This is a genomic window from Psychrobacillus psychrotolerans, from assembly GCF_900115805.1.
Lineage (GTDB): Bacteria > Bacillota > Bacilli > Bacillales_A > Planococcaceae > Psychrobacillus > Psychrobacillus psychrotolerans.
In genome coordinates, this window is record NZ_FOXU01000007.1 from 126,077 (window position 1) to 149,442 (window position 23,366).

Consider the following 23,366-nt stretch of genomic DNA (forward strand, 5'->3'; position numbering starts at 1 on the left):
TTATCTTAAATTTCAACGATGATTCCATTTTATTTTAATTTTTTTGAAAAAATCTTATTTGGTTAGGAAGATCTTCTTCTTGCTAAGCCCGTGAAAAACGTTTCTTCGCATAAACGTAAGTTGCTGCCAGCGCCAAAACTAATACTGTTCCTTTAATAATATCAAATGCATAGTAAGGCAAATTCAAAATTGTTAGCCCGTTAAGTAGGATGCCAATTACCGCTGCTCCAAAAAAAGTGCCTAACGCATTAGGCTTCCCAATTCCTAATACCGAATAGCCCACGAAAACTGCAGCAACCGCCTCCATTAAAAGTGGGGTACCAGCATCAATTTGACCTGACCCGACCCTTGCAGTAAATAATACTCCAGCCAATGAAGCAAAAATACCAGAAATGATGTACGCAATGAACTTCACTTTGCGTGTGTTCACTCCTGACAATATTGCCGCTTCCTCATTACCACCTGTCATATATAAAATACGACCCCACCGTGTATGATTGAGAACAATATAAGCTACTACAACGAGTATTAACATAATCCAAACAGGTACAGGTAAACCAAGTAATCTACCTTGACCAATCCAAAGAAATGCCTCTGAGAATTGCCCTGGAGCAGTTCCACCCGAAGTAAGTGGCATATTATTGTAAATAGAATAACCTTCTGTATAAGTTCGATGGAAGCCCGCAACGATATACATCGTACTTAATGTTGCAAGCAAATCAGGTATACCTATAATTACAATAAGGAAACTATTCAACAAACCCACTAATACTCCAACTACAATAGGTACAATCAATACAAGCCATAGAGGCATCTCGTACCAAACCATCAGAGAGGCTGTCACAACTGTAGATAGCGACATAGTTGAACCTACACTTAAATCAAAACCTCCTACTACAAGTGTGAAGGTAACACCCAATGCTAATAGGGTAACGATTGAAATAGATCGCAGAATATCTGTGAAATTTGCATATGTAAAAAAGGCATCGCTTATTGAACTAAAATAAATAATAATACAAATAAGTAACGCAATAGCTCCAAACTTGAACAAAAAATTTGTACCCCGTTCTTGCAACTTATTCCTCTTTACCGCCGCTTGCATAAAGCAAAATCCTTTCCTGGGTCGCTTCTTTCCGTGATAGTTCCTTCACGATATGACCATCATACATAACTAAAATGCGATCAGAAATCCCTAGAACTTCATGAATTTCACTTGAAAAGTAAAGACAACCCTTCCCTTTTTCAGCAAACTCACGAATCATTCTATAAATATCAGTTTTTGCACCAATATCGACGCCTTTTGTTGGCTCGTCGAACAAATAAAGAGAGGAATCAAGCGAAGTCCATTTGCCGATAGCAACCTTTTGCTGATTTCCTCCGCTCAAATACACAAGTGGTGTCTCAGTACTACTTGTTTTAATTTGTAATCGTTCAATAATCTCTTTTGCAAAGGACTTTTCTTTCTTTTTATCCATAAATAAGAGACGAGAAAAATTTTGTAAATTAGGAAAAGATGCATTGGTTCGTAATGATTCTTGAACAAATAGCCCTTCTTTTCGTCTTTCTTCTGGAATAAGAACTAGACCGGCTTTTATCGCGTCTTTGGGATGCTTTATTTTTAAGGTGTTTCCTAAGATTTCCATACTTCCTTCTGTATATGGAGAATATCCGAATAACGTTTTAGCTAACTCTGTTTTCCCCGCCCCTACAAGACCGACAATCCCAACAATTTCTCCTTCAGACACTTGAAAAGAAATATCCCTTACCTTTTCTCCTCTTGATATATTTTTAACACGAAGTAATGTATTTCCTAATACATGTTTACGAGCAGGAAAATCTTTGCTATAAGAAGTTCCTAGCATAGCTTCAACAATCTCTTCTTGGTTAGTCTCAGAAGTATTATAGGTCCCAACTAACGTACCTTCTGCCATAACGGTCATCCGATCGCAAATCTCAAATACTTCTGGTAGTCGATGTGATATGAATATGCACCCTACTCCTGTCGCTTTTAGCTTTTTAATGACTGAAAATAACTTGGTAGATTCATTTAGGGATAGAGGTGCCGTCGGTTCATCGAAGATAATAACCTTTGCAGAACTTACAAGTGCTCGCGCTATCAATACCAACTGTTTTTCTGCTAGAGAGAGCATAAATGCAGGTATTTCTACTGAAATATTGACTACCTGTAACTGCTTCAGGGCATTCCGTGCTTCCCTATTCAGTTTCTTTTTGGAGATGAACATATTAGAACCAGCAACAATCTTATCCAGCAATATATTCTCTGCAACCGAGAGTTCCGCAACGATGGCAGTATCTACCTCTTGATATACACAATAAATTCCAAAATCCTTTGCGACTTTAGGCGAACGTATACGTATTCTTTCTCCTTCTAACAAAATTTCTCCCACATCTTGCTCATACACACCAGAGAGTACTTTCATAAGCGTGCTTTTCCCTGCGCCATTTACCCCAAGTAAAGCGTGTACCTCGCCTTTTTTAAGTTCAAATTCAGCATTTTTCAGAGCATTTACATTTCCAAATGATTTATCTATAGCTTTCATGGAAAGAAAAGGATTCAGCATCGATTGCTCCTTTCTGAAAAAAGCTGTCCCATTAAACAGGACAGCTTAAATTCTTTTAAGTTATCTGTTTTCCTCTAATCCTTTTAATTCATCTGTGTAACCTTGATCACTTGCTCCCCAACCTTCAATATGATCACTGAGTTCATTAGTTGTTACTGTTTCTTTCGGCAATTTAGATGCTTCTACAAAAACTGGTTCTAATACTACTTTTTCTTCTACATTGCCTCCGCTTATTTTTTGATATAAATAACGAACTTGAATACGGCCGATATCCTTAGGATCCACTGCTGCCGAGGCAACCCAGGGACTATTCTCATTTTGAATCATCTGTAAATCTTCATCACTCATATCGATACTATATACCTTAATATCTGTACGTCCCGCTTGCTCTATCGCCCGAACTGCACCTTTGGCAAACTCGTCCCAAGCAGCCCAAACAGCGGTGATTTCACCTTTGTTTGGATACTGCTTTAATACCGCTTCCATTTGTGACTGGGTATCTAAAGCTGTATTTTGCGTTGCTGCACCGAATGTGGCAATTTCTTTTATCCCTGGATTCTCTCCTAGAAAATTCTCATATGCTACTTGTCGTCTTTCCATTGGAGCAAAACCCGCTACCCATATTTTCACGATATTGGCTTTCCCATTTGAATCTTCCGCTAGTTTTTCTAGTGTCATTTGAGCCATTTTTTCATCGCCTTGTTCTAAAGAGGTTACTCCCTCAACTTCTACTCCCGCATCAAATGCGACAACCGGAATTCCCTTTGCAACCGCATTCTCAACTCCTTGGTTCAGTGATTCTTTTGTGCCATGATCTATTAAAATACCGTCAACTCCTTGATTCACAGCGGCATCCAAATTGGACGCCATTTTAGATAAATCTCCTTCAGAAGTAAACACCGTTACTGTTCCACCAAAATTCTCTACTTGCTCCTTTACCCCTTCAATATATTGAGCTGAAAATGTCCCTAAATTTTGTTGCATAACTAATGCAATTTTCTTGCCGGCTAACGGATTTTCTTTAGCCTTAACATCACCGTTAGAGCTAGATGACTTAGTTGTTTCTCCTTCAGCTTTTGGCTGACATGCAGCGAGTAAAACCGCTATTACTAAAATCGTAAATATTAACCAGTACTTATTTGTTTTCATAATCCTTCTCCTTTTCAATTGAATCGACTATTTGAGTTGAAATATTTTCAAGATAGTTTGGATAAATAATACCTATTTCTGTAATTATGGCAGTGATATATTTAGCTGGTGTCACATCAAAAGCAGGGTTAAATACTTTTGTGTTTGATGGGGTAATAGCTTTGCCGTTAATATTAATAATTTCCTCTACTTTCCTTTCCTCTATTGGAATTTCTTCTCCATTATTTATGGACAAATCGAATGTAGAGGACGGTGCAGCCACATAAAATGGAATTCCAAATACAGATGCAAGAATTGCTAAGTTTAGGGTTCCTATTTTGTTTGCTGTGTCTCCATTTTTTGCTATCCGATCTGCTCCAACGATAATTGCTTCTATTCCCTTTGCGCCTATCGTATGTGCAGCCATACTATCTGTTATGAGTGTCACATCGACACCTGATTGCTGCAGTTCCCATGCTGTTAAACGGGCGCCCTGGAAGACAGGTCGAGTTTCACATGCAAACACTTCAAATTCTTTTCCACGTTCCTTCCCTAGATGAAAAGGAGCTAAAGCAGTACCATACTTAGCGGTGGCTATAGAACCAGCATTACAAATCGTCATTACCTTCGTTTTATCTTCAAGTAGAGAGAGTGCAAACTCGCCGATACTTTTACAGGACTCCTCATCTTCCTTGTGAATTATTATTGCTTCTTCAATTAGAATCTGCTTTGCATCCGAAACACTATCTATTGGACTCGCTGCTTTCAACAAACGGTCAAGTGCCCAAACCAAGTTGACAGCAGTAGGTCGAGATTCACCCAAGTATGCTGCATCTCTTTTTAAGTATTCTAGAAAATCTATCATTGAATTTGTTTGATAACTCTGCGCCTCAATAGCTAATCCATACGCTGCCGTAATTCCAATGGCTGGAGCTCCACGAACTTTCAGAGTAATAATTGCATCGTGAACTTCTTTCATATTTTCTAGTGTTATATAGATAATTTCATGGGGAAGTTTCTGTTGATCTAAAATTATTAACCGCTTACCTTCCCACTTAATCGATAATGGAACATTCATTATTGAATTTCTCCTAACAGCTCAATTACAGCATCTATTGAGTTTATTTCATGACGACTCACTATTAGTCTTTCTCCAGCTTTAAGCGTTTGTTTTTTGGTTAAAATTCGTTGCTCATGGTTTTCAATACTATCTAAGTCTTTCACATGTGCTAGTCCAATCGTTCTGCGAATTAGCTCACAGCCTGCAAACCCTACGGAATCATGGAATATTTTTTCTAGCACAAATGCCTCATAGCCTTCTATACTTTTATATAAATCGGACTCTCCTTTTTTCCAACACTCTGAAAATTTAGCACAAAATGTGTTCCATGTATTCTGTATATGGGTATGTATAGCATCCCGTTGGTCATCTTGACGCGTAAAGGATTGAACTATTAAGTTCCCCAAAAATAAGCCAATATCAAATCCAATTGGGCCGTAAAATGCAAATTCCGGGTCAATTACTTTCGTTTCCGCTTCACTCGCAAATATACTTCCGGTATGAAGATCCCCATGTAACAAAGCTTCGGCTTCCGTCAAAAAACTTCTTTTTAGCTTAGCTACTTCCAATTTCAACAAGTTGTTATTCCAAATAGCTTCCACTTCTGCTTGTAATGCTGGCTCAAAGTCATTTGTTTCATGATCAAAAAAAGGGTCTGTAAAGATTAAGTCTTCTGTAATCTTACATAGCTCGGGGTTAGAAAATTCTACAACAAGTGACTTTTTTTCAAAGGGGTGGAGCGCAAAGTCAGAAGTATTGAAAAGTGTTAAGGCTAGATATTCGCCAATATCGGTTGATAATTTAGGATAGGACTTTCCTTTTATCAAGCCCTCACGAACTATTTCAAGATGAGACAGATCTTCCATGATTGTGATTGCTAAGCTTTCATCAGTTGCATAAACTTTTGGGACTAATCCAACTGCGTATTCTCCATGTTTTTGTAATGCACTAGCTTCGATCTTTGCCCTTTTCAAAGTAAGTGGCCAGCTCTCCCCGATGACCTTTGCATAGGGTAAGGCCTGTTTAATAATAATGCCTTTCTCACCGGATCCATCTGTTACACGGAATACATAATTTAGATTTCCATCACCAATCTCTTCGCAAACTAATGGAGCTTCGCTAGAAAATAATGATAACTCTATCGCCAGTGAAATTACCGTTTCTTTAGTTAATGATTCATATTCTTTCATTACTACTACCGCCATTATGATCGTCCTCTCATTTACAAAATAAAAAACCTCTTTCCAAAAGAAAGAGGCTTAGAATAAGAGATTCTGAACCTCTTATCTCTCAGAAAGTAAACTTTCTGATGGAATTAGCACCGTGCCTTACGGAATTTTACATTCCGGCGCATAAAGCGCCCCGTCTCACAACGGTATTACGGTCGGTTGCTGGGCGTCATCGGGCCATTATCCCTCTGCCTGCTCTTGATAAGAGTGCGGTACAACTATGATGTTTGTTTAGAATCCTAGCATATTAGAAAAAGCTATGTCAATACAATTTTGAATAATGATAATTTTTCAGTTTCTTGTTGACAGAATTTTTAATGCATGGAATAATCAATATAATTCATTAAATACAAACTGAATATTTTTTCTTATTTAGAGCAGGTGGAGGGACAAGCCCTATGATACCCGGCAACCGATTCAATTATGAACACGGTGCTAATTCTTGCAGTCAAATGACTGAGAGATAAGAAGTTGTTAAGCTATTAACCTCTTCTTATTTGAAGAGGTTTTTTATATTATCTGTCTAGCTCTAACGCCTAGGCACTTACGCTTTTCTAATATTAGGAGTGAAAAAATGAGTGGAATTACTGCGCACTATCAACTATACGGAAAGTCTGGTTCTTTTGAAAAAAAAGCGGATGATATTGCTCTTGGATTGACTATTGGTTCTTGGACCAATTTAGCTTTTTTAGAACAGGAACAGCTAAAAAAACATAAAGGAACTGTACGATCGGTTACTGAATTTGAAAATATTCTTCACCCCATTCATCCGGAAAGAATTAAAGGAGAAATTAAAGTATTCTATCCTGCCGCAAATTTTTCAGCAGATATACCAGCAATTTTAACTACCGTTTTCGGCAAACTATCTCTGGATGGAGAAGTAAAATTATTGGATTTAGAATTTGACACAAATATATTATCCCATTTCCCTGGCCCTCGCTTCGGCATTCAAGGTATCCGAGAAAGATTGGGAGTTTATGAACGTCCACTCATCATGAGTATCTTCAAAGGTGTCATTGGAAGAGATATCGAGTACCTAGCGCAACAACTGAGGCAACAAGCACTTGGTGGAGTTGACCTTGTAAAAGATGACGAAATCCTATTTGACAATCCACTTACTTCTTTTGAAACACGTATCACTACTGGTCGAGAGGTATTAAGACAAGTGTATGAAGAAACTGGGCATCGTACTCTATACGCAGTAAATTTGTCGGGGCGTACATTCAAACTAAAGGACAAGGCCAAAAAAGCACGGGAACTTGGAGCAGATGCACTCTTATTTAATGTTCATGCATACGGTTTAGACGTTCTTCAGGAGTTAGCAGAGGACGAAGAGATTCAATTACCACTCATGGCTCACCCAGCTTATAGTGGAGCATTCACGTCCTCAGGATTTTATGGAGTTTCCACGGCACTTGTTCTTGGTAAACTTACCCGTTATGCAGGAGCAGATTTTTCATTATTCCCTTCTCCTTATGGCAGTGTTGCACTTGAAAAATCTGTAGCTCTTTCTTTAGGGAAAGAACTAACAAAGCCTAGTGAAGTAAAACAAAGCTTTCCGGTGCCTTCTGCAGGCATTCACCCTGGTCTCGTACCACTGTTAATGAATGACTATGGAATCGACAGCATCATTAATGCCGGGGGTGGAGTACACGGTCATCCGGCCGGTGCAACCGGAGGAGGTTTGGCTTTTAGACAGGCAGTATCGGCTGTTTTGGAAGGTATTCCATTAGAAGAAGCAGCTAAAACCCAGAGTGAATTAAACACAGCACTTGAATTATGGAGGTGATAATATGAGTAATCTTGTAGTTTTTTGTGACTTCGATGGAACTATTACCAATCAGGATAATATAATGGCAATCATGAAAGAGTTTGCTCCACCAGAATGGACATCGATTAAAGATGATATTTTAGGACAACGAATTTCCATACAAGATGGTGTAGCAAAAATGTTCACACTCCTTCCTGTTGAGTCAAAAGATGACATTATCTCTTTTGTGCTTAAGCAGGCAGTCATCCGTGATGGGTTTAGTGAATTTGTCTCCTATGCAAAAAAACACAACATACCACTCTACATCGTAAGTGGCGGCATAGACTTTTTTGTCCACAAGCTACTAGAACCATTCGGGACATTTACAGGAGTCTATTGTAATACATCCGAATTTTCCAAGGATACAATTCACATTAAGTTTCCGTATAGCTGTGATGATCAATGTACTAGCCAAGGCTGTGGTTGCTGTAAACCCTCTATTATTCGTACCCTTCTTGACCAAGATGCTGTGAGCGTTGTGATTGGGGATTCCATCACTGATCTTGAAGCAGCAAAATTAGGTAATGTCGTTATTGCGAGGGATTTCTTAATCGAAAAATGCGATGAATTGAATATTCCCTATGAACCTTTTGAGAACTTCCACGATGTGATAAAAATTATTGACGCAAAGTTAGGTGTGGAAATATGACTTTACAAGATAAATGGGAAGAACTTGCAGACATAAAAGATGAATTAGCCGTACGGGATTGGTTTATGGGGACGAGCGGTAATCTTGCTATTAAAGTACATGATAATCCTATGGAGTTCTTAGTGACAGCAAGCGGAAAAGATAAAAAAAAGAGAACAGCAGAGGATTTTTTACTTGTTGATGCAGATGGAAACCCAGTCGAAAATACACATTTAACTCCATCAGCCGAAACATTATTACACTGTGCAATATATCGCGAAACAAATGCAGGTTGTAGCTTACACATCCATACAGTTGCAAATAACGTTATTTCCGAATTATATGGTGACAAAGGTTCAGTAGATTTTCAAGGTATTGAACTTATTAAAGCTTTTGGAATGTGGGAAGAGGATGCCATACTATCGATACCCATTGTCCCTAACTACGCTCATATACCAAAGCTTGCAGAAGAATTTACACCGTATATTTCTGCAGACAAGGGAGTTATACTCATTCGAAATCACGGAATAACCGTTTGGGGAAAAGATGGATTTGAGGCAAAAAAATTACTTGAAGCTTGCGAATTTTTATTTCAGTATCAATTAGCACTACATCAAATACACTCAAAATAGAAAGGAAGATTGTTAATGGCTATTATTAAAATTCAAGGAACAAATGAAACAATTAAAGAGCAAAAAGAGGTAGCAGCGTTTTTAGAGAGCCAAGAAGTAATTTATGAGCATTGGGATATTAACAAACTACCAGAAAACCTTCGTGAAAAATTTGACTTAAGCGACGGAGAAAAGCAAGAGATTCTCCACGCCTTCCAAGATGAAATAGATGATATCTCTAGTCGCCGTGGATATCAAGCGGCCGATATTATCTCTCTTTCAGATTCGAACCCAAACTTAGACGAACTATTAAAAAATTTCGAACGCAAACACCTTCATACCGATGATGAAGTTCGTTATATTGTAAGTGGTCATGGTGTCTTCATCATACAAGGCAAGGATGAACACTACTTTGAAGTCCATCTTTCACCTGGTGATTTGATATCTGTGCCTGAGAATATTACACATTACTTCACATTATCAGAGGACCGTAAAGTTGTTGCTGTACGCATATTTGTAACAACAGAGGGTTGGGTCCCAGTTTATCAAGAGGAAGCAGTAGAACAATAAAGGTAAATGCTCTTTGTAGGAATAAGAAAAAAGGAATGCTATACTAACTTTATCTTATAAGAAAGGAGAATGTACAATGATTATTGTAACGAATCGCATCAAAACCAAACCAGGATTTGCAGAAAAAATGGCTCCAAATTTCACAAAACCAAGCCCCCTTCAAGAAATGGAAGGCTTCATCAAAGTAGAGGTCGCTATTACTCAAGGACCAACTGAATATGATGAAATGAATGTAAATATGTACTGGGAGAAAGAAGAAAACTTCCAAGCATGGAAAGACAGTGATCTCTTCAAAGAATCGCATAAACGTCCCGAATCTGGCTCTCCTGAAGCTTCTAAAGAATCTCCACTTTTAGGTAATGAATTAATCATTTCTAAAGTTGCCGCTTCTATAGAAGCAATTTCCAAAAACTAAAATAAAAGTGGAGGACTCATCTTCTGAGTTCATCCACTTTTTTCATGTCTATTCGGTAAATCCCCTTTATATCTCGTAATACACATCCATTCGTTTCAAAAATCCGTCTCATAGGGACATTTCCTGTGTCTGTACTCCCTACATATATCTTGGCACCTAATGTTTTCAAAAGCTCTATAGAAATAGCATGAAATATCTTTCCATATCCTTTTTCTCGTTGCTCTGGAACTACCCCAAAGTAAAACATTCTACCTTCTTCTGTCGTTCCTTGTTCAATATGAGGAATACTAATACCGTAGTTCCTGCCATTTTGAGAAAAGATAAAACATTGATCTCGCCAATTAGTACCTAATTCAAGTTCTAATGACTCCATTATTTGACTGATAGAAAACAGCTTATTCTTGTTCGCTGAGCCACTCCTACATGCATCATACAATCTAGCAAAATCAGAATCCGTAACTTGACTCTCAGAGAGAGCATCTACTTGAAAATCACTAGTATTTTTAAATGGTCCTTGTAGTGTCTTGGTGTACTCTACAATAGACGACACTTTTTTGAACCGACGCTTTAAAAGCCAATCCTCATTTTCTTCATCCATCAGAAGGGATAGATATGCTACTTTTTGTTCTTTCCACTCTGTTAATAATTGATCGAACGCAACTAAATAATCTATATTTGGAATATGGGATACTTTATGTTGATCCACAAGCCAGTATTCTCGTTCTTTTTTTATCAGATTGAAAAGGTTCACCTTTCGATTCCTCCATACTGTTATTAGCTTAATGTTCGTTTTAAAAATGTTTTAGTTCTTTCTTCCCTCGGGTTGTTGAAAATTTGTTCTGGAGGTCCCTCCTCAGCAATTACGCCTTTATCCATAAAAACAACCCGATCGGCTACTTCTTTAGCAAACTCCATTTCATGTGTCACTATTAACATTGTAAGTCCCGTACTTGCTAACTCTTTCATCACTTTTAATACCTCCCCAACCATTTCTGGATCCAGTGCGGAGGTAGGTTCATCAAATAACATGACATCCGGTTCCATGGAAAGTGCTCTTGCTATAGCGACACGTTGCTTTTGACCACCTGATAGTTGCTTAGGCTTGGCATTTACATAATGATCCATTCCCACTACTTTTAAGTATTTTAACGCAATCTTTTCGGCATCCTCTTTAGAACGTTTTAATACCTTTACTTGACCTACCATACAATTGTTTAACGCATTATGGTTATTAAATAAGTTGAACTGTTGAAAAACCATTCCTAACTTTTTTCGGTAGGCATGGATATCATGTTTTTCATCTAAAATATTCTCTCCACGATAAATAATTTGACCGCCACTAGGCTTTTCCAACAAATTTATGCAACGAAGTAAAGTAGATTTCCCTGATCCAGAGGAACCGATGATGCAAATAACCTCTCCTTTGTTCACTGAAAAATCTATGTCTCTTAAGACCTCATGATTTCCGAAGGATTTACTTAAATGTTGAACTTCGATGACACTTCCCATAGATTTCTCCTCCTTCGTTTAATCGATATTCGCATTATTTCTAGGTAACATAAGTTGCGGTGGCGGCTGACCAATCATGCTGTAGTTTTCCGGGCCGTCTAATCTTCTCTCTATATATCGTAATATTAATGTTACTGTAAACGTCATAACGAAATACAAAATACATGCTATAAAGAATGGTTCAAAGTATTTAAAGCTTATACCTGCAACTGTTTTCGCTTGAAAATATAGTTCCGTAACACCTATTACATTCAAGACAGACGTATCTTTAATATTAATGATAAATTGATTTCCTGTTGCTGGTAAAATATTTCGGATGACTTGAGGTAGAACAACACTCCACATTGTTTGAACATGATTCATACCAATTGCTTGTGCAGCTTCGAATTGCCCCTTATCAATGGAAATAACACCGCCCCGTACAATTTCTGCCATATATGCACCCGTGTTGATCGAAACAATGAATATTGCTGCTGTTGTTCGGTCCATATCTATCCCAAAAGCAAGCGCAGATCCATAGAATATTACCATGGCCTGTACGATCATCGGAGTTCCTCTAAAGAACTCAATATATGCAGAAAGTATTAGATTTACTACTTTTAACAAAATACGTTTCATTTTTCTTTCAGGTTTAGGAATTGTACGAATAACCCCTGCTAACAAGCCAATAACTGCTCCAAAAATTGTACCAATAATTGATATTAATAATGTCATTCCTGCTCCACGAAGGAACATCGGCCAGTTATTAGTAATCATCGAAATAATATATTCAATGCTCATACATTTCCCTCCTTTCTTAGAAAAGCCGCAGACGCTGCTGGCGACTGGAGCTAGATAGTTAATAATTCGAAAGCATATATTCCATATAAAAACCGACTGCAAAAAGATGCAGCCGGTATCACTTCACCCTTATTCTGCCGCTGGTTGGTTATTGATAGCAGCATCCATAATTTCTTGTCTTTCTTCTTCAGAAATTTCCGCTAAAATTTTATTAATATCTTCTGTTAATTTACTATCTTTTTTCAAGCCTACTGCTACTGCTGTATCCTCTTCTGCCGCTTTAAATCCATCCGTAAATTCAACCATTGCAAAGTTGGTATTAGCGGAAGAAGCACTAATTCCTTCTGGACGTTCAGACACATAACCATCAATAACTCCAGATTCTAATGCTACACGCATGGCAGAGAAATTATCAGATGCTGGTTGTTTTTGCACATCTTTGATTTGATCAATTACGCCATAGTGAGAAGTATTTAACTGACCTGTAATTTTAGCACCACTAAAATCTTGAATAGAAGTAGCCCCTTCAAAAGCTCCACCTTTTTTCACTACCATAACAAAGTTGGAAGTATAGTAGTTTTCCGAAAAGTCGATTGTTTCTTTACGCTCTTCTGTAGGTGACATTCCCGCTATAATTGCATCAATTTTGTCTGATTGCAAGGAAGGCACTAGCCCATCCCACTCTGTTTTAACGATAACTAGTTCCTTTCCTAATCCATCCGCAATACGTTTAGCAATTTCCACATCATATCCACCAGCATACTCTGCGTTTCCATCAATCTTCACTCCACCATTGGAATCGTCTAGTTGAGTCCAGTTAAAAGGTGCATAACCTGCTTCTAAGCCTACTGTAAATGTATCAGCCGAATCTTTAGCTGTTGAAGATCCCGAAGTCTCTTTATCAGCAGTTCCACATGCCGCTAATAACAATGTAATAGATGCAAATATCGTTAAAAATGCTAATCTTTTTTTCATTCTAATTTCTCCCTTTTTATCAATATATGTTCTTGCCTATAAAAAAAGACAACTTGTACAAAAAAAGACCTGAGATGAACTCAGGTCGCAATATGTATAGTTGCCCAGGTCCTCTACTTTTCCCAAATGAGATAGCACACCATTATAAACCGGGATGTTTATAGTGGACAGTCCTGCAATTATTAACTACAGACCCAGCAAGTAATAACGAGTAATATTACAAACTTCGGCGACATTTCCTTCTCCCTAGCATCGTAGCTTCTCAAACTCCACTAAGGACTGTTAAATATCGCGCCTCTACCTCACTACACTAAGTGAGGTTATATTCAATTATGTTTCATAGTTTACAATACACATATATTTCTGTCAACTGCCTCAGTATTAATACTTAGCTAGGTATATGTTATAATTAATGGTGGAAATATAAAAACAATGAGAATTTAGTTATTAATGTGTCTACTTACATTGGTAATTATTTTTTAAAGGAGAATGATATTATGAGATCTGTCCAAACTACAGATCACAAAGTAACAGAACAAATGGACTCAGATTATTCATTAGAAAAGGTACCCCGTAGCCAAAGAAATATGGGTTGGTTAAGTATAACCAATATTACATTCGGCATAGCCACTGCCATTTTTTACTTTCAAATGGGTAGTGTAATGGCTCTGCAATTTGGGGCACTAAATGCTATTATCTCCTCGATTTACGCAATAGTAGTTGCCGGTATATTAGGAACCTTCATTGCTTACTTATCCGCTAAATCTGGTATGAATGTCAATCTATTATCTAGAGGCGGTGGTTTTGGCTATATAGGTGCTTCCCTAACATCGTTCCTCTACGCGACAAACTTTATTATGTATTGTGCATTTGAAGGACTGATTTTAGTATCCGCGGTTCACACCTTCTTCCCTAACCTACAAGAATGGGCATTAATCATTTTCTTCGGTTTTATCGTTATACCTTTAAACTGGTTTGGAATTAAACAACTAGATAAGTTACAAAAGTGGTCTCTACCTATATTTGTAGTTTTCTTAATAACAGCAGTTGTTATATCATTTTATAAACCTTCCGTATTTGAAGGACCTTTTTGGACTTATTTACCTGAAGGCGTTCAAGTTGGAGGACAAGCCCTACTCCTTTGCATAGGTGTTCAACATGGAATAATGGGTCTAACAGCCCTACTAGCATCTGATTATGCTCGTTTTCTAAAACCAAAAGATATTAAAATTGGTTCGGTGGCAATCGGTTTTATTCCACAAATTTTCTGCTTCGGTATTATGGGGGGTCTTGGTATTTGGTTTGGTGTTCGCTTAGGTGAACCAAATCCAGGAGTTTATATTGTAATGCTTCTAGGTATTGGTGGAGCATTATTCACGATGCTAACTCAACTACGTATAAATATTACTAACATATATAGTAGTTCCCTATCGCTATCAAACTTCTTTGAAAACATTTTTAAATTTACACCTGGACGCAGATTTTGGGTGGTTGTAAGTGCAATTACTGCAATAATTCTAATGCTCGGTGGTATTGTAGATCATTTAGATACAGCTATGACATTTCAAGGTGTATTTTTACTATCATGGGCAGCTATATTGGTGACCGATGCATTGGTCGTTAAAAAAGCTTTGAAAATTGGGAATGGTTATTATGAGGCTCGCCAGGAATTTCTCTACAAATGGAATCCTGTTGGAGTTGTATCTTTAATCGTTGCCAGTGGCATAGGTACATTTGCAGCATTAGGTTATATGGGTTCATTTTTACAAAGTACCGCTGCTTTCTTTGCAGCTATTTTAGCAGCAATTCTTACTGTTTTTATTGCAGTATTAACAAAAGGAAAATATTACAATAAAGGTGCTGCCGACGATATCCCCAAAGAGGATTATATTGCATAACAGTAGTTCCCCTTATTCACATTAAAAAAGTAATCCATTTTTGAGTTATTACTCAGGATGGATTACTTTTCACTTCTAGCATTTTCTTAGAAGAAAATTATAGTTAGTGAAAATAAGCTTAGCTTACCTTTAAAAGAATAATTTTAATCTATATTATCAACAGGAATTCAATTCCTTCTTGTTACACGTTCACTTTCTTTTTTCTATACTATTGTTTACAACATTTGCTATATTGTGAATGGTATTTTCGAGAGAGTCTATTTTATTTTCAAAGCGATGTAATAAATAAATAGTGACTACAATAGGAAATCCAAAGTTTCCAATTAATTGTACGATGTTTTCCTCCCCAATCATGTGTACCCCCCTTTCCCTTTTATTTACCATTCCCAAACAATTGATATTCCCGTTGAGTAAAACCAATTAAAGTATAACTGTTGTATTGCTAAAACTTACTTGTCCAAAAATAATTTTATCTCACGTTAGTCTTCTTCCTCCTTTTTATTAATATTTTATTTAATTATACTAAATTTTTGTTATATTTAGAATAATTAAAGGTTGGGAAACATTACCTGAGTTCTTCCCTTATTACTATATAACTCAACCTATTTTCCTATTTTAATGAAAATTTACTACTTCTAAATCAATTCGGATAATTATTGTATCAATATTCTACAAATCTCTACAATATAATAAGTCTTTCTACAATTTAGTAGTCGTTTTTAGTCGAACGATTGAAAAAGGATATTTAGATTATTTCAAGAATTAGTACATTACTAATTCATAAGGGGTGAAGAAAATGAGTAGTATAGGTCATATAATAAAATCAGAAAGAATAGACCAAAGTATGAAACAAACCACATTGGCCAAAGGAATCTGCTCTACATCCTATTTAAGTAAAATAGAAAATAGTTTAACGGTTCCAAGTGAAGAAGTAGTAAACTTATTACTCAAAAAACTAGATATAGAAATAGATCAAGTGTCCAGTGAAAAGGAAAATAAAGTGATTACATCCCTATCCGAATTATACAAAATAGGAGTTTTGAAGAGAGATAAAAACTTTATAAGGGGAGCTTTACAGAAATACACCGACGAAAAACTACACTTTTTACAACTAAATAATTATTACAGTTATCAACTTTACCTCTTCCGTCTACTGTTAATACTAGATGAGAAGAAGGAAAACCTGCAGTCAATCTATAAGGCAATTGTACAAATAAAAGACGAGATAGACGAGAAAACAAAGTTTATTCTTAATTTGAATTTGGGGATTTATAGTTATTTAGAGGGGAATTACCAAGCTGCATTAAGCCGGTTAGAGCTTTCATTAGGACACTTAAATAAAGGGAGTATTGAAGAATGGGAATTAGCTGATTTCTATAATGTACTTAGTTTAACGTACTCAAAATGTAATGAATTTTTTAATGCAATTAATTACGCTTCCAAATCACTACTTTACTATAAAGATAATCTGTTATTCGAAAGAGCTATTGATAATTACATTGTTATAGGAATTGCCTATAAAAAAATGAGACAATTTCAAGAAGCGGAAAAGAACTATTATTTAGCGGCAAAGCTTGCGAAAGACTATAAATTGATTAACTATGAGGAGGTGATTTACCAAAACCTAGGGTCCTTATATGCCATTCAAGGGTGTCCTGAAAAAGCAATAGAGTTTTATAAGCTTAGTTTAAAAATTAAAGAAGAAGACTGTAATGCGGAAGGATACTTACTAACAACTTTATCTATTATAAAAGAGTATTCCAAGCAATCTGACCATCAACAGGTTCTGCAATGGTGTCAAAAAGGATTAATAAAAATTGCTCAAGAAAAATCATCTACAAAAAATTACTTTGCTTATTTTTACCACCTTGAAATTTATAGTCATTACCTTAACCAAACGGAAGAACTTGAAATGGTATTAACAGAAGCTATAAGTTATTTTGAAAACGAACAAGATGGACGACATGTTCAAAAGTATTCTATATTATTGGCAGATTACCTTTTTAAACATCACAAGTTTAAAGCAGCAAGTATATATTATCAAAAAGCAAATCAGGTTTTGTTTAAACAAAAATTTATTAATAATTGGGAGGATTTATAAAATGAAAAAGAAGATTGTATTGCTAACCTTATCAAGTATTGTCGTCCTAGCTCTAAGCTTTACAACGAACATAAAACATATTAGCGAAGACGAAACTCCAAGACCGACATCTATAGACAATTCGTTTATTTAAAAAACTCAACATTTGAAACACAGTTTCAAGTTAAATCTTTAACGAAGCACACCATTCATTACTAAAATTTATCGTAGAGCTTTTCTGAGACTACAACAAAAAAACGGTCATCCAATTGGATAACCGTTTTTTTGTTATGTTTCTAGAATATAGTGACCTTTTTCTATAAAGATGTTACACCGTTTTCTTTAAAGAAAGATAATACGCTTCTTCTTTTTCTTGATCGAATCGGCCTTCCCACTTAGCCATAACGATCGTAGCTAGCGCATTTCCTACAACATTTACAACTGTACGAGCCATGTCTAGAAGACGGTCAATTCCGGCGATGAAGGCTAGACCTTCAAGTGGGATACCAACTGTTCCTAAAGTTGCCAGTAACACAACAAACGAAACCCCTGGAACTCCCGCAATACCTTTAGAAGTGACCATTAGAACTAGTACTAATGTAATTTGTTGAGAAATACTTAAGTCAATATTATACATCTGAGCTATAAAGATTGCCGCAATTGCTTGATACAACGTAGAACCATCCAAGTTAAACGAATATCCTGTTGGCACTACAAACGATACGATATCTTTTGGTGCTCCGAATTTCTCCATCTTCTCCATTACTTTTGGTAAAACTGTTTCTGAACTTGACGTTGAATACGCTAAAAGAAGTTCATCCTTTAGTACTTTTAGTAGATGGAATATATTGATTCCAACAAATTTCGCTATACCTCCAAGTACAATGATTATAAAGAATATCATTGTGGCGTACACAAGAATCATTAGTTTACCCAGCGGCAACAAGGATTCGAGACCAAATTTAGAAACTGTTACTCCGATTAAAGCAAAAACGCCAAAAGGAGCAAATTTCATAATAAGATTTGTGACCCAGAACATCGCATCTGCTGTACCCTGGAAGAAAGCTAAAACAGGCTTTCCTTTTTCACCGATTGCCGCAATACCTAGCCCAAATAATACCGAAAAGAAAATAATTGGAAGCATTTCTCCTGCCGCCATCGCTTGCACGATATTATCAGGAACTATTCCTACAATTATATCTAATATCCCATGGTCCTCTTTTTGGACTTGCTCTGTTGTTTGAACATATTGATCGATATCACCTTTAGCAAGGCTTGACATATCTATCCCTTCACCAGGTTGGAAAATGTTTGCTGCAAATAATCCAATGATAATAGCAAAGGTTGTTACAAGCTCAAAGTAAATTAGTGTTTTCCCACCCAATTTACCTAATTGTTTGATATCACCAGTTCCCGCAACACCTAAGATTAAAGTTGAAACAATGATAGGAACAACTATCATTTTAATCATATTGATAAACATGGTTCCTATTGGCTGCAAGTACTTTTCTACTGAAGGATTTCCAAAGAAAACTGCACCCACAATAATCCCTAGGATTAGACCTACTAATATTTGATATGCTAATGTAAACTTGAATTTCTTTTTCATATTATGCTATCCCTCCTAGTTGTAAGCGCTTTCCATATATAAATTAGCTTAAAACTATTTTAAAGATAACTTATCAAATCCTACAAAATCCTACATTATACTTCCCCGAACGAAGAGTCTTCTAAATTTGCTTATAACTTTCCAATACTTCGACGTATAACATTTGAAGAAATTTTTTAATATTAATCTTTATTTTGGAAGAGTTAAAGCGGTTCTCTCCTACCTCAATCATCAACCTTCGAACTTCTTGGAATTCAAAGTATCGGGGTGCATAATGCTCAAATTCTCTACTTGTATAGTCGATTGAACCAATTGTAGCCATATGCTGGATTGCTGCTAATATAGTTCTTCGGAGCCGCTGCTCAATTGCTTTCATTTCCTTTTTTATATCTTCTGCATTCCGTCTTCTCGCAAGAGACTCATAAATATCGATTAATGCTGGAAAAACATTCGACTCATTGTTTCCGTGCACTAACATTTCTATAATCTCTTTCAGGTCATTGCTGCCTACCTCACTCATTATCCCCATATCACCAAGCTTAATACTGACCAATTCTCCCACATTTACCTTTTTTAGAGCGGGCATAATTGTATTGAAGCTTGCTAAAGATTCTTTTATCGTTAAAAGCGAATTCCGTAATCGTTTTTGTTCTGCATTTTTCTGCAATATACTTTGAACCTCTACCCTATTAATTGGTTTATGTATAAAAAATTCAATTCCTTTTTTATAAGCTTCTCCTACCATTTCTTTATTAACAATTTGAGAAATCATGATAAATTGACCTTCAAATCCTCTATTTTTCAATTTTTCAATTGTTTCAATGCCATCTAGATCTGGCATGAGAAAGTCAATCAGCACTACATCTGGAAGTGTAGCAAGTATTGGAACTAAGCTTTTTTCACCATTTTCTGCTTCTCCAATTACTAATCCTAACTCGTCATCTGTTATGATTTTTCTTAGCATCATTCTACTTGCTGAATCATCATCTACAATATAGTAACGCAATATTTTACCCACCTTTTCTTATGTTTTCTGTTGGGATATTTACCTTAAAGGTAGTACCTTTATCAAAAGATTCAATTTGTACTTGGCCTTCCAGGGTTGTAATAATTTCTTTGACGTGGGATAGACCAATACCTGTTGCCGCTACTCCTGAATCATTAAATTTGGTAGTATAGCCTGGTTCAAATACAATGCCATGATCTTCTTTGGAGATACCTCCTCCAGTATCTTTGATAATAAACCACGTTAATTCTGACTCTTCACAAACCTCTATGCTAATTTTGCCTGTAGTTGATATAGCTTCTACTGCATTAGCACATATATTATTCAATAGTGCCAGCAATGGAATTTGTTGCTCTGTGTCATAATCGACTAAAATAGTAGAGTGAATGACAATTTCTTTATTAAGTAATTCACTGTATTTTTCGTTCCCTTGGATAACAAGCTGTACAACTTCTGAGAGCGTGTAATGTTTGTTCCTTTCAACTGTTGTGATCTTTTGCAATCCCGCTAAAATCCGTTGAGAGTCCTTTTTTACCTCATGTATTTCTTGAGCAATTTTCAAAGCTTGGGTACTTAAAGCAAGATGATCCTGGCTCTTTAATTTGCGGTATAAATCATGGCTAGAAGCAGTAATTTTCTCTATATGATTCATCGATTTTTGTAGATAAAGTGTTTCTGCATATAAGTTTGAACCAACCTTTAACATTTCTTGTATCCGCTTATTTTGCTCCATTATAATAATTGAGCTATATAAGCCTACTACAAAATAACTTCGAAAAATGGCTACCAATGCTAATAGTACCCATTCTTGAACCTCCAGATGCATATTGCTCCATAATAAATATCGAACAATATGCTCCACACTATTAGCTATAAACTCCAAAACTGTGGCAAACGCTCCTAGAAGCAGAGGCGCCTTTTTAAACCGCTCTATGCGTATAACACTAAACCCAGTTGCAAAAAGCAAATAAAATAAAAAAGCGGGTATATGATCTACTAATATTAGCCCAAAAGCCTCATCAGTAAATATCATATCCTCCCCAATTCGCACAAGAACAACCGTAACTCCTGTTAAAAAACCCGTGAATATTAAAGACGTCGGTTGAAATATTAACAGAAGAAAGAAAAAAGCAGCACTTCCTAATCCAAAACGGAAATCCTCCCCATTAAAAGGAATCACTTTAAATTCGCTAGCTATTACAGTTATTAATATCGTTAAAATTAGTACACTCCATTTATTAGCGACTAATTGGTGTCGTTTAAAAACCATAAAACTCTCCTATATGGATATATTTATTAGATATAAGTATAGCATTTCCAACGAAAATTTAGACAAAAGTACAATCATCCCATTGTATTATATATACATTTAAAACCCGCTATTATATAGTGAATTTAGGTGATGACATGAAAATGAAAATGTACGTTAATAATGACAAGATAATTGCAGGAATGACTTTGAAAAATACTACAGAACTAGAACAAGGAAACATGGCTCTACATATTTGTGTAAATCCGGAGGACATCCTTGAAAACCGAAAAAAACTAGCGACTTCTCTTTCTAGTGAAATGGACAATTTCGTTTGCGCCAATCAAACGCATAGTGCCAACTTTCATCGAGTAACGATTGAAGATAAAGGTCGTGGAGCTAGAACAAAGGATACCGCCATACCTGACACGGATGCTTTGTATACTTTTGAGTCAAATATTATTTTAACCAGTTTCTCCGCTGATTGTGTTCCCGTCATCTTTTACAACAAAGTGAATGGTCTTATTGGTGTTATTCATTCGGGCTGGCAAGGGACGATTAAGGAAGTGACCCTAAAGCTGTTTAGACACTTAAAAAAGGTAGAAAACTGTAACCCAAGTGACTTCCAGGTACAAATAGGTGCTGCCCTGAGCCAAGAGAAGTTCGAAGTAGATCTAGATGTCTATAAAAAGTTTAATAACTTAGGCTATGCTAAAGACTTTATATATTTTAAGAGTTCAACTAACAAGTATCATATCGACAACCAGTTAACGGTGAAAAAACAGTGCGAGCTCGCCGGAATTCCTACAGACCATATTACAATTGATCCAACCTGTACGTTCATAAGTCCAGATGGATTCTCTTATAGAGAGGATCGACAATCAGGTCGGCATTTAAGTTTTATTATGAAAAAAGATTAACCTCCCAAAAGCACATCGACTTCGATGTGCTTTTTACTTATTGCACTCTCACTAATTTTGAGTTATTTTCATATACTTTTATGATTGGTTTTTTTAAAAAGGAGGAACGACATGGACGTATACGTTAGATCTGGGGACTCACTTTGGTATTATAGTCAATTATTCAAGGTTCCTTTTCGGCTTATTATTGACTCTAATCGGAATATCGACCCACAAACACTATCAATAGGTGCGCGTATTCAAATCCCAGGATATGTTACTACTTCTTACCAAATTAAATCGGGGGATTCACTGTGGTCTATTGCTAGTAGCAGAAATCTTCCACTGGATACACTTTTTCTTGTTAATCCTACACTTAATCCAGCGTTTTTAAGAATCGGACAGACAATTAACATTCCCATTAGAGTGACATGGAGAATAGTGAATGGAAAACAGAATTATGATTATAGCACATTGATGAATGATATGAGACAACTACAAACTGTTTACCCGTTTTTAAGGATATCTTCTATCGGTAATTCAGTGGAGGGGCGGGAAATACCTGAAGTATTAATAGGAGATGGAGAAAAAAGAGTTCATTATAATGCTTCCTTCCATGCAAATGAATGGATTACAACTCCCATCATATTAACCTTTTTAAACGATTACGCACTGTCTCTTACTAACCAAACTCCTATTCGAGGGCTCAATACGCTTCCACTATACTCACAAGCCTCTCTGTCTATAGTTCCCATGGTTAATCCCGATGGTGTGGATCTTGTACTAAATGGTCTACCAGAAGAAAGTCCATGGAGAGATAGAGTAATTGAATGGAATAATGGTAGCTCTGATTTTTCAGGATGGAAAGCAAATATTCGAGGAGTCGATCTGAATGATCAATTTCCTGCTGAATGGGAATTAGAACGTGCCCGTAATCCTCAGGTACCAGGTCCCAGAGATTACGGAGGGGAAAGCCCCTTGTCTGAACCCGAAGCAATTGCAATGGCAGATTTGACTAGAAATAGTGATTTTGCAAGAGTACTTGCATTTCATACACAAGGAGAAGTTATCTATTGGGGATTTGAAAACCTCGAGCCACCCGAGTCTGAAGCAATGGTCACAGAATTTAGTAGAGTCAGTGGCTACGAGCCTGTGCAAACGATTGATAGCTATGCGGGCTATAAAGACTGGTTTATCCAGGATTGGCGCAGACCAGGATTTACGGTTGAGCTTGGCACAGGTATAAATCCACTACCCCTCTCCCAATTTGATGAAATCTATGAAGAGGCATTAGGTATCTTCTTAGCGGGTCTGTATGTATAAAATAA

At 36.5% G+C, this 23,366-nt stretch carries 23 protein-coding genes and 3 riboswitches; of the genes, 10 read left to right on the plus strand and 13 right to left on the minus strand.

The window, feature by feature from the left end; translation table 11 throughout:
• Positions 1 to 82: 82 nt before the first annotated feature.
• Genes BM260_RS13905 through mtnK form a run of 5 tightly spaced genes read right to left on the minus strand, consistent with a single transcriptional unit; the run spans position 83 to position 5,975 of the window.
• Positions 83 to 1,102 carry an ABC transporter permease gene (locus BM260_RS13905; RefSeq protein WP_093537952.1) on the minus strand — a complete coding sequence of 340 codons (1,020 nt, stop codon included), beginning with the start codon at positions 1,100 to 1,102 and terminating at the stop codon, positions 83 to 85.
• Positions 1,077 to 2,582 carry a sugar ABC transporter ATP-binding protein gene (locus BM260_RS13910; protein ID WP_093537953.1) on the minus strand — a complete coding sequence of 502 codons (1,506 nt, stop codon included), beginning with the start codon at positions 2,580 to 2,582 and terminating at the stop codon, positions 1,077 to 1,079. The genes BM260_RS13905 and BM260_RS13910 overlap by 26 nt, the downstream gene beginning before the upstream one ends.
• A gap of 60 nt (positions 2,583 to 2,642) precedes the next feature.
• Positions 2,643 to 3,731 (minus strand): sugar ABC transporter substrate-binding protein, encoded by a 1,089-nt coding sequence (locus BM260_RS13915; protein ID WP_093537954.1) that lies wholly within the window; start codon positions 3,729 to 3,731, stop codon positions 2,643 to 2,645.
• Positions 3,718 to 4,788 carry an S-methyl-5-thioribose-1-phosphate isomerase gene (gene mtnA, locus BM260_RS13920; protein WP_093537955.1) on the minus strand — a complete coding sequence of 357 codons (1,071 nt, stop codon included), beginning with the start codon at positions 4,786 to 4,788 and terminating at the stop codon, positions 3,718 to 3,720. The genes BM260_RS13915 and mtnA overlap by 14 nt, the downstream gene beginning before the upstream one ends.
• Entirely contained in the window at positions 4,788 to 5,975 is a 1,188-nt protein-coding gene (gene mtnK, locus BM260_RS13925; RefSeq protein WP_093537956.1) for an S-methyl-5-thioribose kinase, read from the minus strand. Before mtnK ends, mtnA begins: the two co-directional genes overlap by 1 nt.
• A 75-nt stretch (positions 5,976 to 6,050) precedes the next feature.
• Positions 6,051 to 6,207: riboswitch (SAM riboswitch) on the minus strand.
• 157 nt (positions 6,208 to 6,364) lie between these two features.
• Positions 6,365 to 6,469: riboswitch (SAM riboswitch) on the plus strand.
• Positions 6,470 to 6,573: 104 nt separating this feature from the next.
• Between mtnK and mtnW the strand changes: the two genes are divergently transcribed.
• The 5 genes from mtnW (at position 6,574) to BM260_RS13950 (ending at position 10,033) form a co-directional block, all read left to right on the plus strand.
• Positions 6,574 to 7,788: a 2,3-diketo-5-methylthiopentyl-1-phosphate enolase gene (mtnW, locus tag BM260_RS13930; protein ID WP_093537957.1), complete on the plus strand. Its 1,215-nt coding sequence runs from the start codon at positions 6,574 to 6,576 to the stop codon at positions 7,786 to 7,788.
• Between the two features lie 4 nt (positions 7,789 to 7,792).
• Positions 7,793 to 8,458, plus strand: a complete 666-nt coding sequence (locus BM260_RS13935; protein ID WP_093537958.1) for a 2-hydroxy-3-keto-5-methylthiopentenyl-1-phosphate phosphatase — start codon at positions 7,793 to 7,795, stop codon at positions 8,456 to 8,458.
• Positions 8,455 to 9,069, plus strand: coding sequence for a methylthioribulose 1-phosphate dehydratase (locus tag BM260_RS13940; protein ID WP_093537959.1), 615 nt, complete (start codon positions 8,455 to 8,457; stop codon positions 9,067 to 9,069). Before BM260_RS13935 ends, BM260_RS13940 begins: the two co-directional genes overlap by 4 nt.
• A 15-nt stretch (positions 9,070 to 9,084) precedes the next feature.
• Positions 9,085 to 9,618: a 1,2-dihydroxy-3-keto-5-methylthiopentene dioxygenase gene (locus BM260_RS13945; RefSeq protein WP_093537960.1), complete on the plus strand. Its 534-nt coding sequence runs from the start codon at positions 9,085 to 9,087 to the stop codon at positions 9,616 to 9,618.
• A gap of 76 nt (positions 9,619 to 9,694) precedes the next feature.
• On the plus strand, positions 9,695 to 10,033 hold the full coding sequence (locus tag BM260_RS13950; RefSeq protein ID WP_093537961.1) for a heme oxygenase: 339 nt from the start codon (positions 9,695 to 9,697) through the stop codon (positions 10,031 to 10,033).
• 16 nt (positions 10,034 to 10,049) lie between these two features.
• On the opposite strand, the gene BM260_RS13955 is transcribed toward BM260_RS13950, so the two are convergent.
• The 4 genes from BM260_RS13955 to BM260_RS18565 form a co-directional block, all read right to left on the minus strand.
• The gene (locus BM260_RS13955; protein WP_093537962.1) at positions 10,050 to 10,784 is read right to left on the minus strand and encodes a hypothetical protein; all 735 of its coding nucleotides are present in this window, start codon (positions 10,782 to 10,784) and stop codon (positions 10,050 to 10,052) included.
• Between the two features lie 23 nt (positions 10,785 to 10,807).
• Positions 10,808 to 11,542, minus strand: coding sequence for an amino acid ABC transporter ATP-binding protein (locus BM260_RS13960; RefSeq protein WP_093537963.1), 735 nt, complete (start codon positions 11,540 to 11,542; stop codon positions 10,808 to 10,810).
• Positions 11,543 to 11,560: 18 nt separating this feature from the next.
• Positions 11,561 to 12,322: an amino acid ABC transporter permease gene (locus tag BM260_RS18560; protein ID WP_093537964.1), complete on the minus strand. Its 762-nt coding sequence runs from the start codon at positions 12,320 to 12,322 to the stop codon at positions 11,561 to 11,563.
• A gap of 129 nt (positions 12,323 to 12,451) precedes the next feature.
• Positions 12,452 to 13,297: a transporter substrate-binding domain-containing protein gene (locus tag BM260_RS18565; RefSeq protein WP_093537965.1), complete on the minus strand. Its 846-nt coding sequence runs from the start codon at positions 13,295 to 13,297 to the stop codon at positions 12,452 to 12,454.
• A 124-nt stretch (positions 13,298 to 13,421) separates the two neighbouring features.
• Positions 13,422 to 13,605, minus strand: a riboswitch (Lysine riboswitch).
• Between the two features lie 189 nt (positions 13,606 to 13,794).
• On the opposite strand from BM260_RS18565, the gene BM260_RS13975 reads away from it, so the two are divergent.
• Positions 13,795 to 15,195: a purine-cytosine permease family protein gene (locus tag BM260_RS13975; RefSeq protein WP_093537966.1), complete on the plus strand. Its 1,401-nt coding sequence runs from the start codon at positions 13,795 to 13,797 to the stop codon at positions 15,193 to 15,195.
• Between the two features lie 189 nt (positions 15,196 to 15,384).
• Here the strand turns inward: BM260_RS13975 and BM260_RS13980 are convergent, their stop codons facing one another.
• Entirely contained in the window at positions 15,385 to 15,549 is a 165-nt protein-coding gene (locus BM260_RS13980; protein ID WP_093062371.1) for a YvrJ family protein, read from the minus strand.
• Between the two features lie 442 nt (positions 15,550 to 15,991).
• Here BM260_RS13980 and BM260_RS13985 point away from each other — a divergent pair, with 442 nt between their 5' ends.
• Positions 15,992 to 17,296 carry a helix-turn-helix domain-containing protein gene (locus tag BM260_RS13985; protein WP_093537967.1) on the plus strand — a complete coding sequence of 435 codons (1,305 nt, stop codon included), beginning with the start codon at positions 15,992 to 15,994 and terminating at the stop codon, positions 17,294 to 17,296.
• Between the two features lies 1 nt (position 17,297).
• Positions 17,298 to 17,429 carry a hypothetical protein gene (locus BM260_RS18815; RefSeq protein WP_281249759.1) on the plus strand — a complete coding sequence of 44 codons (132 nt, stop codon included), beginning with the start codon at positions 17,298 to 17,300 and terminating at the stop codon, positions 17,427 to 17,429.
• 174 nt (positions 17,430 to 17,603) lie between these two features.
• Here BM260_RS18815 and gltP read toward each other — a convergent pair whose 3' ends face one another.
• From gltP to BM260_RS14000, 3 genes are all read right to left on the minus strand, one after another.
• On the minus strand, positions 17,604 to 18,884 hold the full coding sequence (gltP, locus tag BM260_RS13990; RefSeq protein ID WP_093537968.1) for a glutamate/aspartate:proton symporter GltP: 1,281 nt from the start codon (positions 18,882 to 18,884) through the stop codon (positions 17,604 to 17,606).
• Positions 18,885 to 19,005: 121 nt separating this feature from the next.
• On the minus strand, positions 19,006 to 19,890 hold the full coding sequence (locus BM260_RS13995; protein ID WP_093537969.1) for a response regulator: 885 nt from the start codon (positions 19,888 to 19,890) through the stop codon (positions 19,006 to 19,008).
• A 4-nt stretch (positions 19,891 to 19,894) separates the two neighbouring features.
• Positions 19,895 to 21,160: a sensor histidine kinase gene (locus tag BM260_RS14000; protein ID WP_093537970.1), complete on the minus strand. Its 1,266-nt coding sequence runs from the start codon at positions 21,158 to 21,160 to the stop codon at positions 19,895 to 19,897.
• 137 nt (positions 21,161 to 21,297) lie between these two features.
• Here BM260_RS14000 and pgeF point away from each other — a divergent pair, with 137 nt between their 5' ends.
• The gene (gene pgeF / locus BM260_RS14005; RefSeq protein WP_093537971.1) at positions 21,298 to 22,059 is read left to right on the plus strand and encodes a peptidoglycan editing factor PgeF; all 762 of its coding nucleotides are present in this window, start codon (positions 21,298 to 21,300) and stop codon (positions 22,057 to 22,059) included.
• 111 nt (positions 22,060 to 22,170) lie between these two features.
• On the plus strand, positions 22,171 to 23,361 hold the full coding sequence (locus BM260_RS14010; RefSeq protein WP_093537972.1) for a M14 family metallopeptidase: 1,191 nt from the start codon (positions 22,171 to 22,173) through the stop codon (positions 23,359 to 23,361).
• Positions 23,362 to 23,366: the final 5 nt, after the last annotated feature.

Excerpts from the sequence above, each read along its gene's own strand:
- BM260_RS13915 (WP_093537954.1), bottom strand. The coding sequence starts at position 3,731 with ATGAAAACAAATAAGTACTGGTTAATATTTACGATTTTAGTAATAGCG.
- pgeF (WP_093537971.1), top strand. The coding sequence starts at position 21,298 with ATGAAAATGAAAATGTACGTTAATAATGACAAGATAATTGCAGGAATG.
- gltP (WP_093537968.1), bottom strand. The coding sequence starts at position 18,884 with ATGAAAAAGAAATTCAAGTTTACATTAGCATATCAAATATTAGTAGGT.
- BM260_RS13950 (WP_093537961.1), top strand. The coding sequence starts at position 9,695 with ATGATTATTGTAACGAATCGCATCAAAACCAAACCAGGATTTGCAGAA.
- BM260_RS18560 (WP_093537964.1), bottom strand. The coding sequence starts at position 12,322 with ATGAGCATTGAATATATTATTTCGATGATTACTAATAACTGGCCGATG.
- BM260_RS13985 (WP_093537967.1), top strand. The coding sequence starts at position 15,992 with ATGAGTAGTATAGGTCATATAATAAAATCAGAAAGAATAGACCAAAGT.
- mtnW (WP_093537957.1), top strand. The coding sequence starts at position 6,574 with ATGAGTGGAATTACTGCGCACTATCAACTATACGGAAAGTCTGGTTCT.
- BM260_RS13940 (WP_093537959.1), top strand. The coding sequence starts at position 8,455 with ATGACTTTACAAGATAAATGGGAAGAACTTGCAGACATAAAAGATGAA.
- BM260_RS13945 (WP_093537960.1), top strand. The coding sequence starts at position 9,085 with ATGGCTATTATTAAAATTCAAGGAACAAATGAAACAATTAAAGAGCAA.
- mtnK (WP_093537956.1), bottom strand. The coding sequence starts at position 5,975 with ATGGCGGTAGTAGTAATGAAAGAATATGAATCATTAACTAAAGAAACG.
- BM260_RS13905 (WP_093537952.1), bottom strand. The coding sequence starts at position 1,102 with ATGCAAGCGGCGGTAAAGAGGAATAAGTTGCAAGAACGGGGTACAAAT.
- BM260_RS13975 (WP_093537966.1), top strand. The coding sequence starts at position 13,795 with ATGAGATCTGTCCAAACTACAGATCACAAAGTAACAGAACAAATGGAC.
- BM260_RS13935 (WP_093537958.1), top strand. The coding sequence starts at position 7,793 with ATGAGTAATCTTGTAGTTTTTTGTGACTTCGATGGAACTATTACCAAT.
- BM260_RS18565 (WP_093537965.1), bottom strand. The coding sequence starts at position 13,297 with ATGAAAAAAAGATTAGCATTTTTAACGATATTTGCATCTATTACATTG.
- BM260_RS14010 (WP_093537972.1), top strand. The coding sequence starts at position 22,171 with ATGGACGTATACGTTAGATCTGGGGACTCACTTTGGTATTATAGTCAA.
- mtnA (WP_093537955.1), bottom strand. The coding sequence starts at position 4,788 with ATGAATGTTCCATTATCGATTAAGTGGGAAGGTAAGCGGTTAATAATT.
- BM260_RS13910 (WP_093537953.1), bottom strand. The coding sequence starts at position 2,582 with ATGCTGAATCCTTTTCTTTCCATGAAAGCTATAGATAAATCATTTGGA.
- BM260_RS13960 (WP_093537963.1), bottom strand. The coding sequence starts at position 11,542 with ATGGGAAGTGTCATCGAAGTTCAACATTTAAGTAAATCCTTCGGAAAT.
- BM260_RS14000 (WP_093537970.1), bottom strand. The coding sequence starts at position 21,160 with ATGGTTTTTAAACGACACCAATTAGTCGCTAATAAATGGAGTGTACTA.
- BM260_RS13980 (WP_093062371.1), bottom strand. The coding sequence starts at position 15,549 with ATGATTGGGGAGGAAAACATCGTACAATTAATTGGAAACTTTGGATTT.
- BM260_RS18815 (WP_281249759.1), top strand. The coding sequence starts at position 17,298 with ATGAAAAAGAAGATTGTATTGCTAACCTTATCAAGTATTGTCGTCCTA.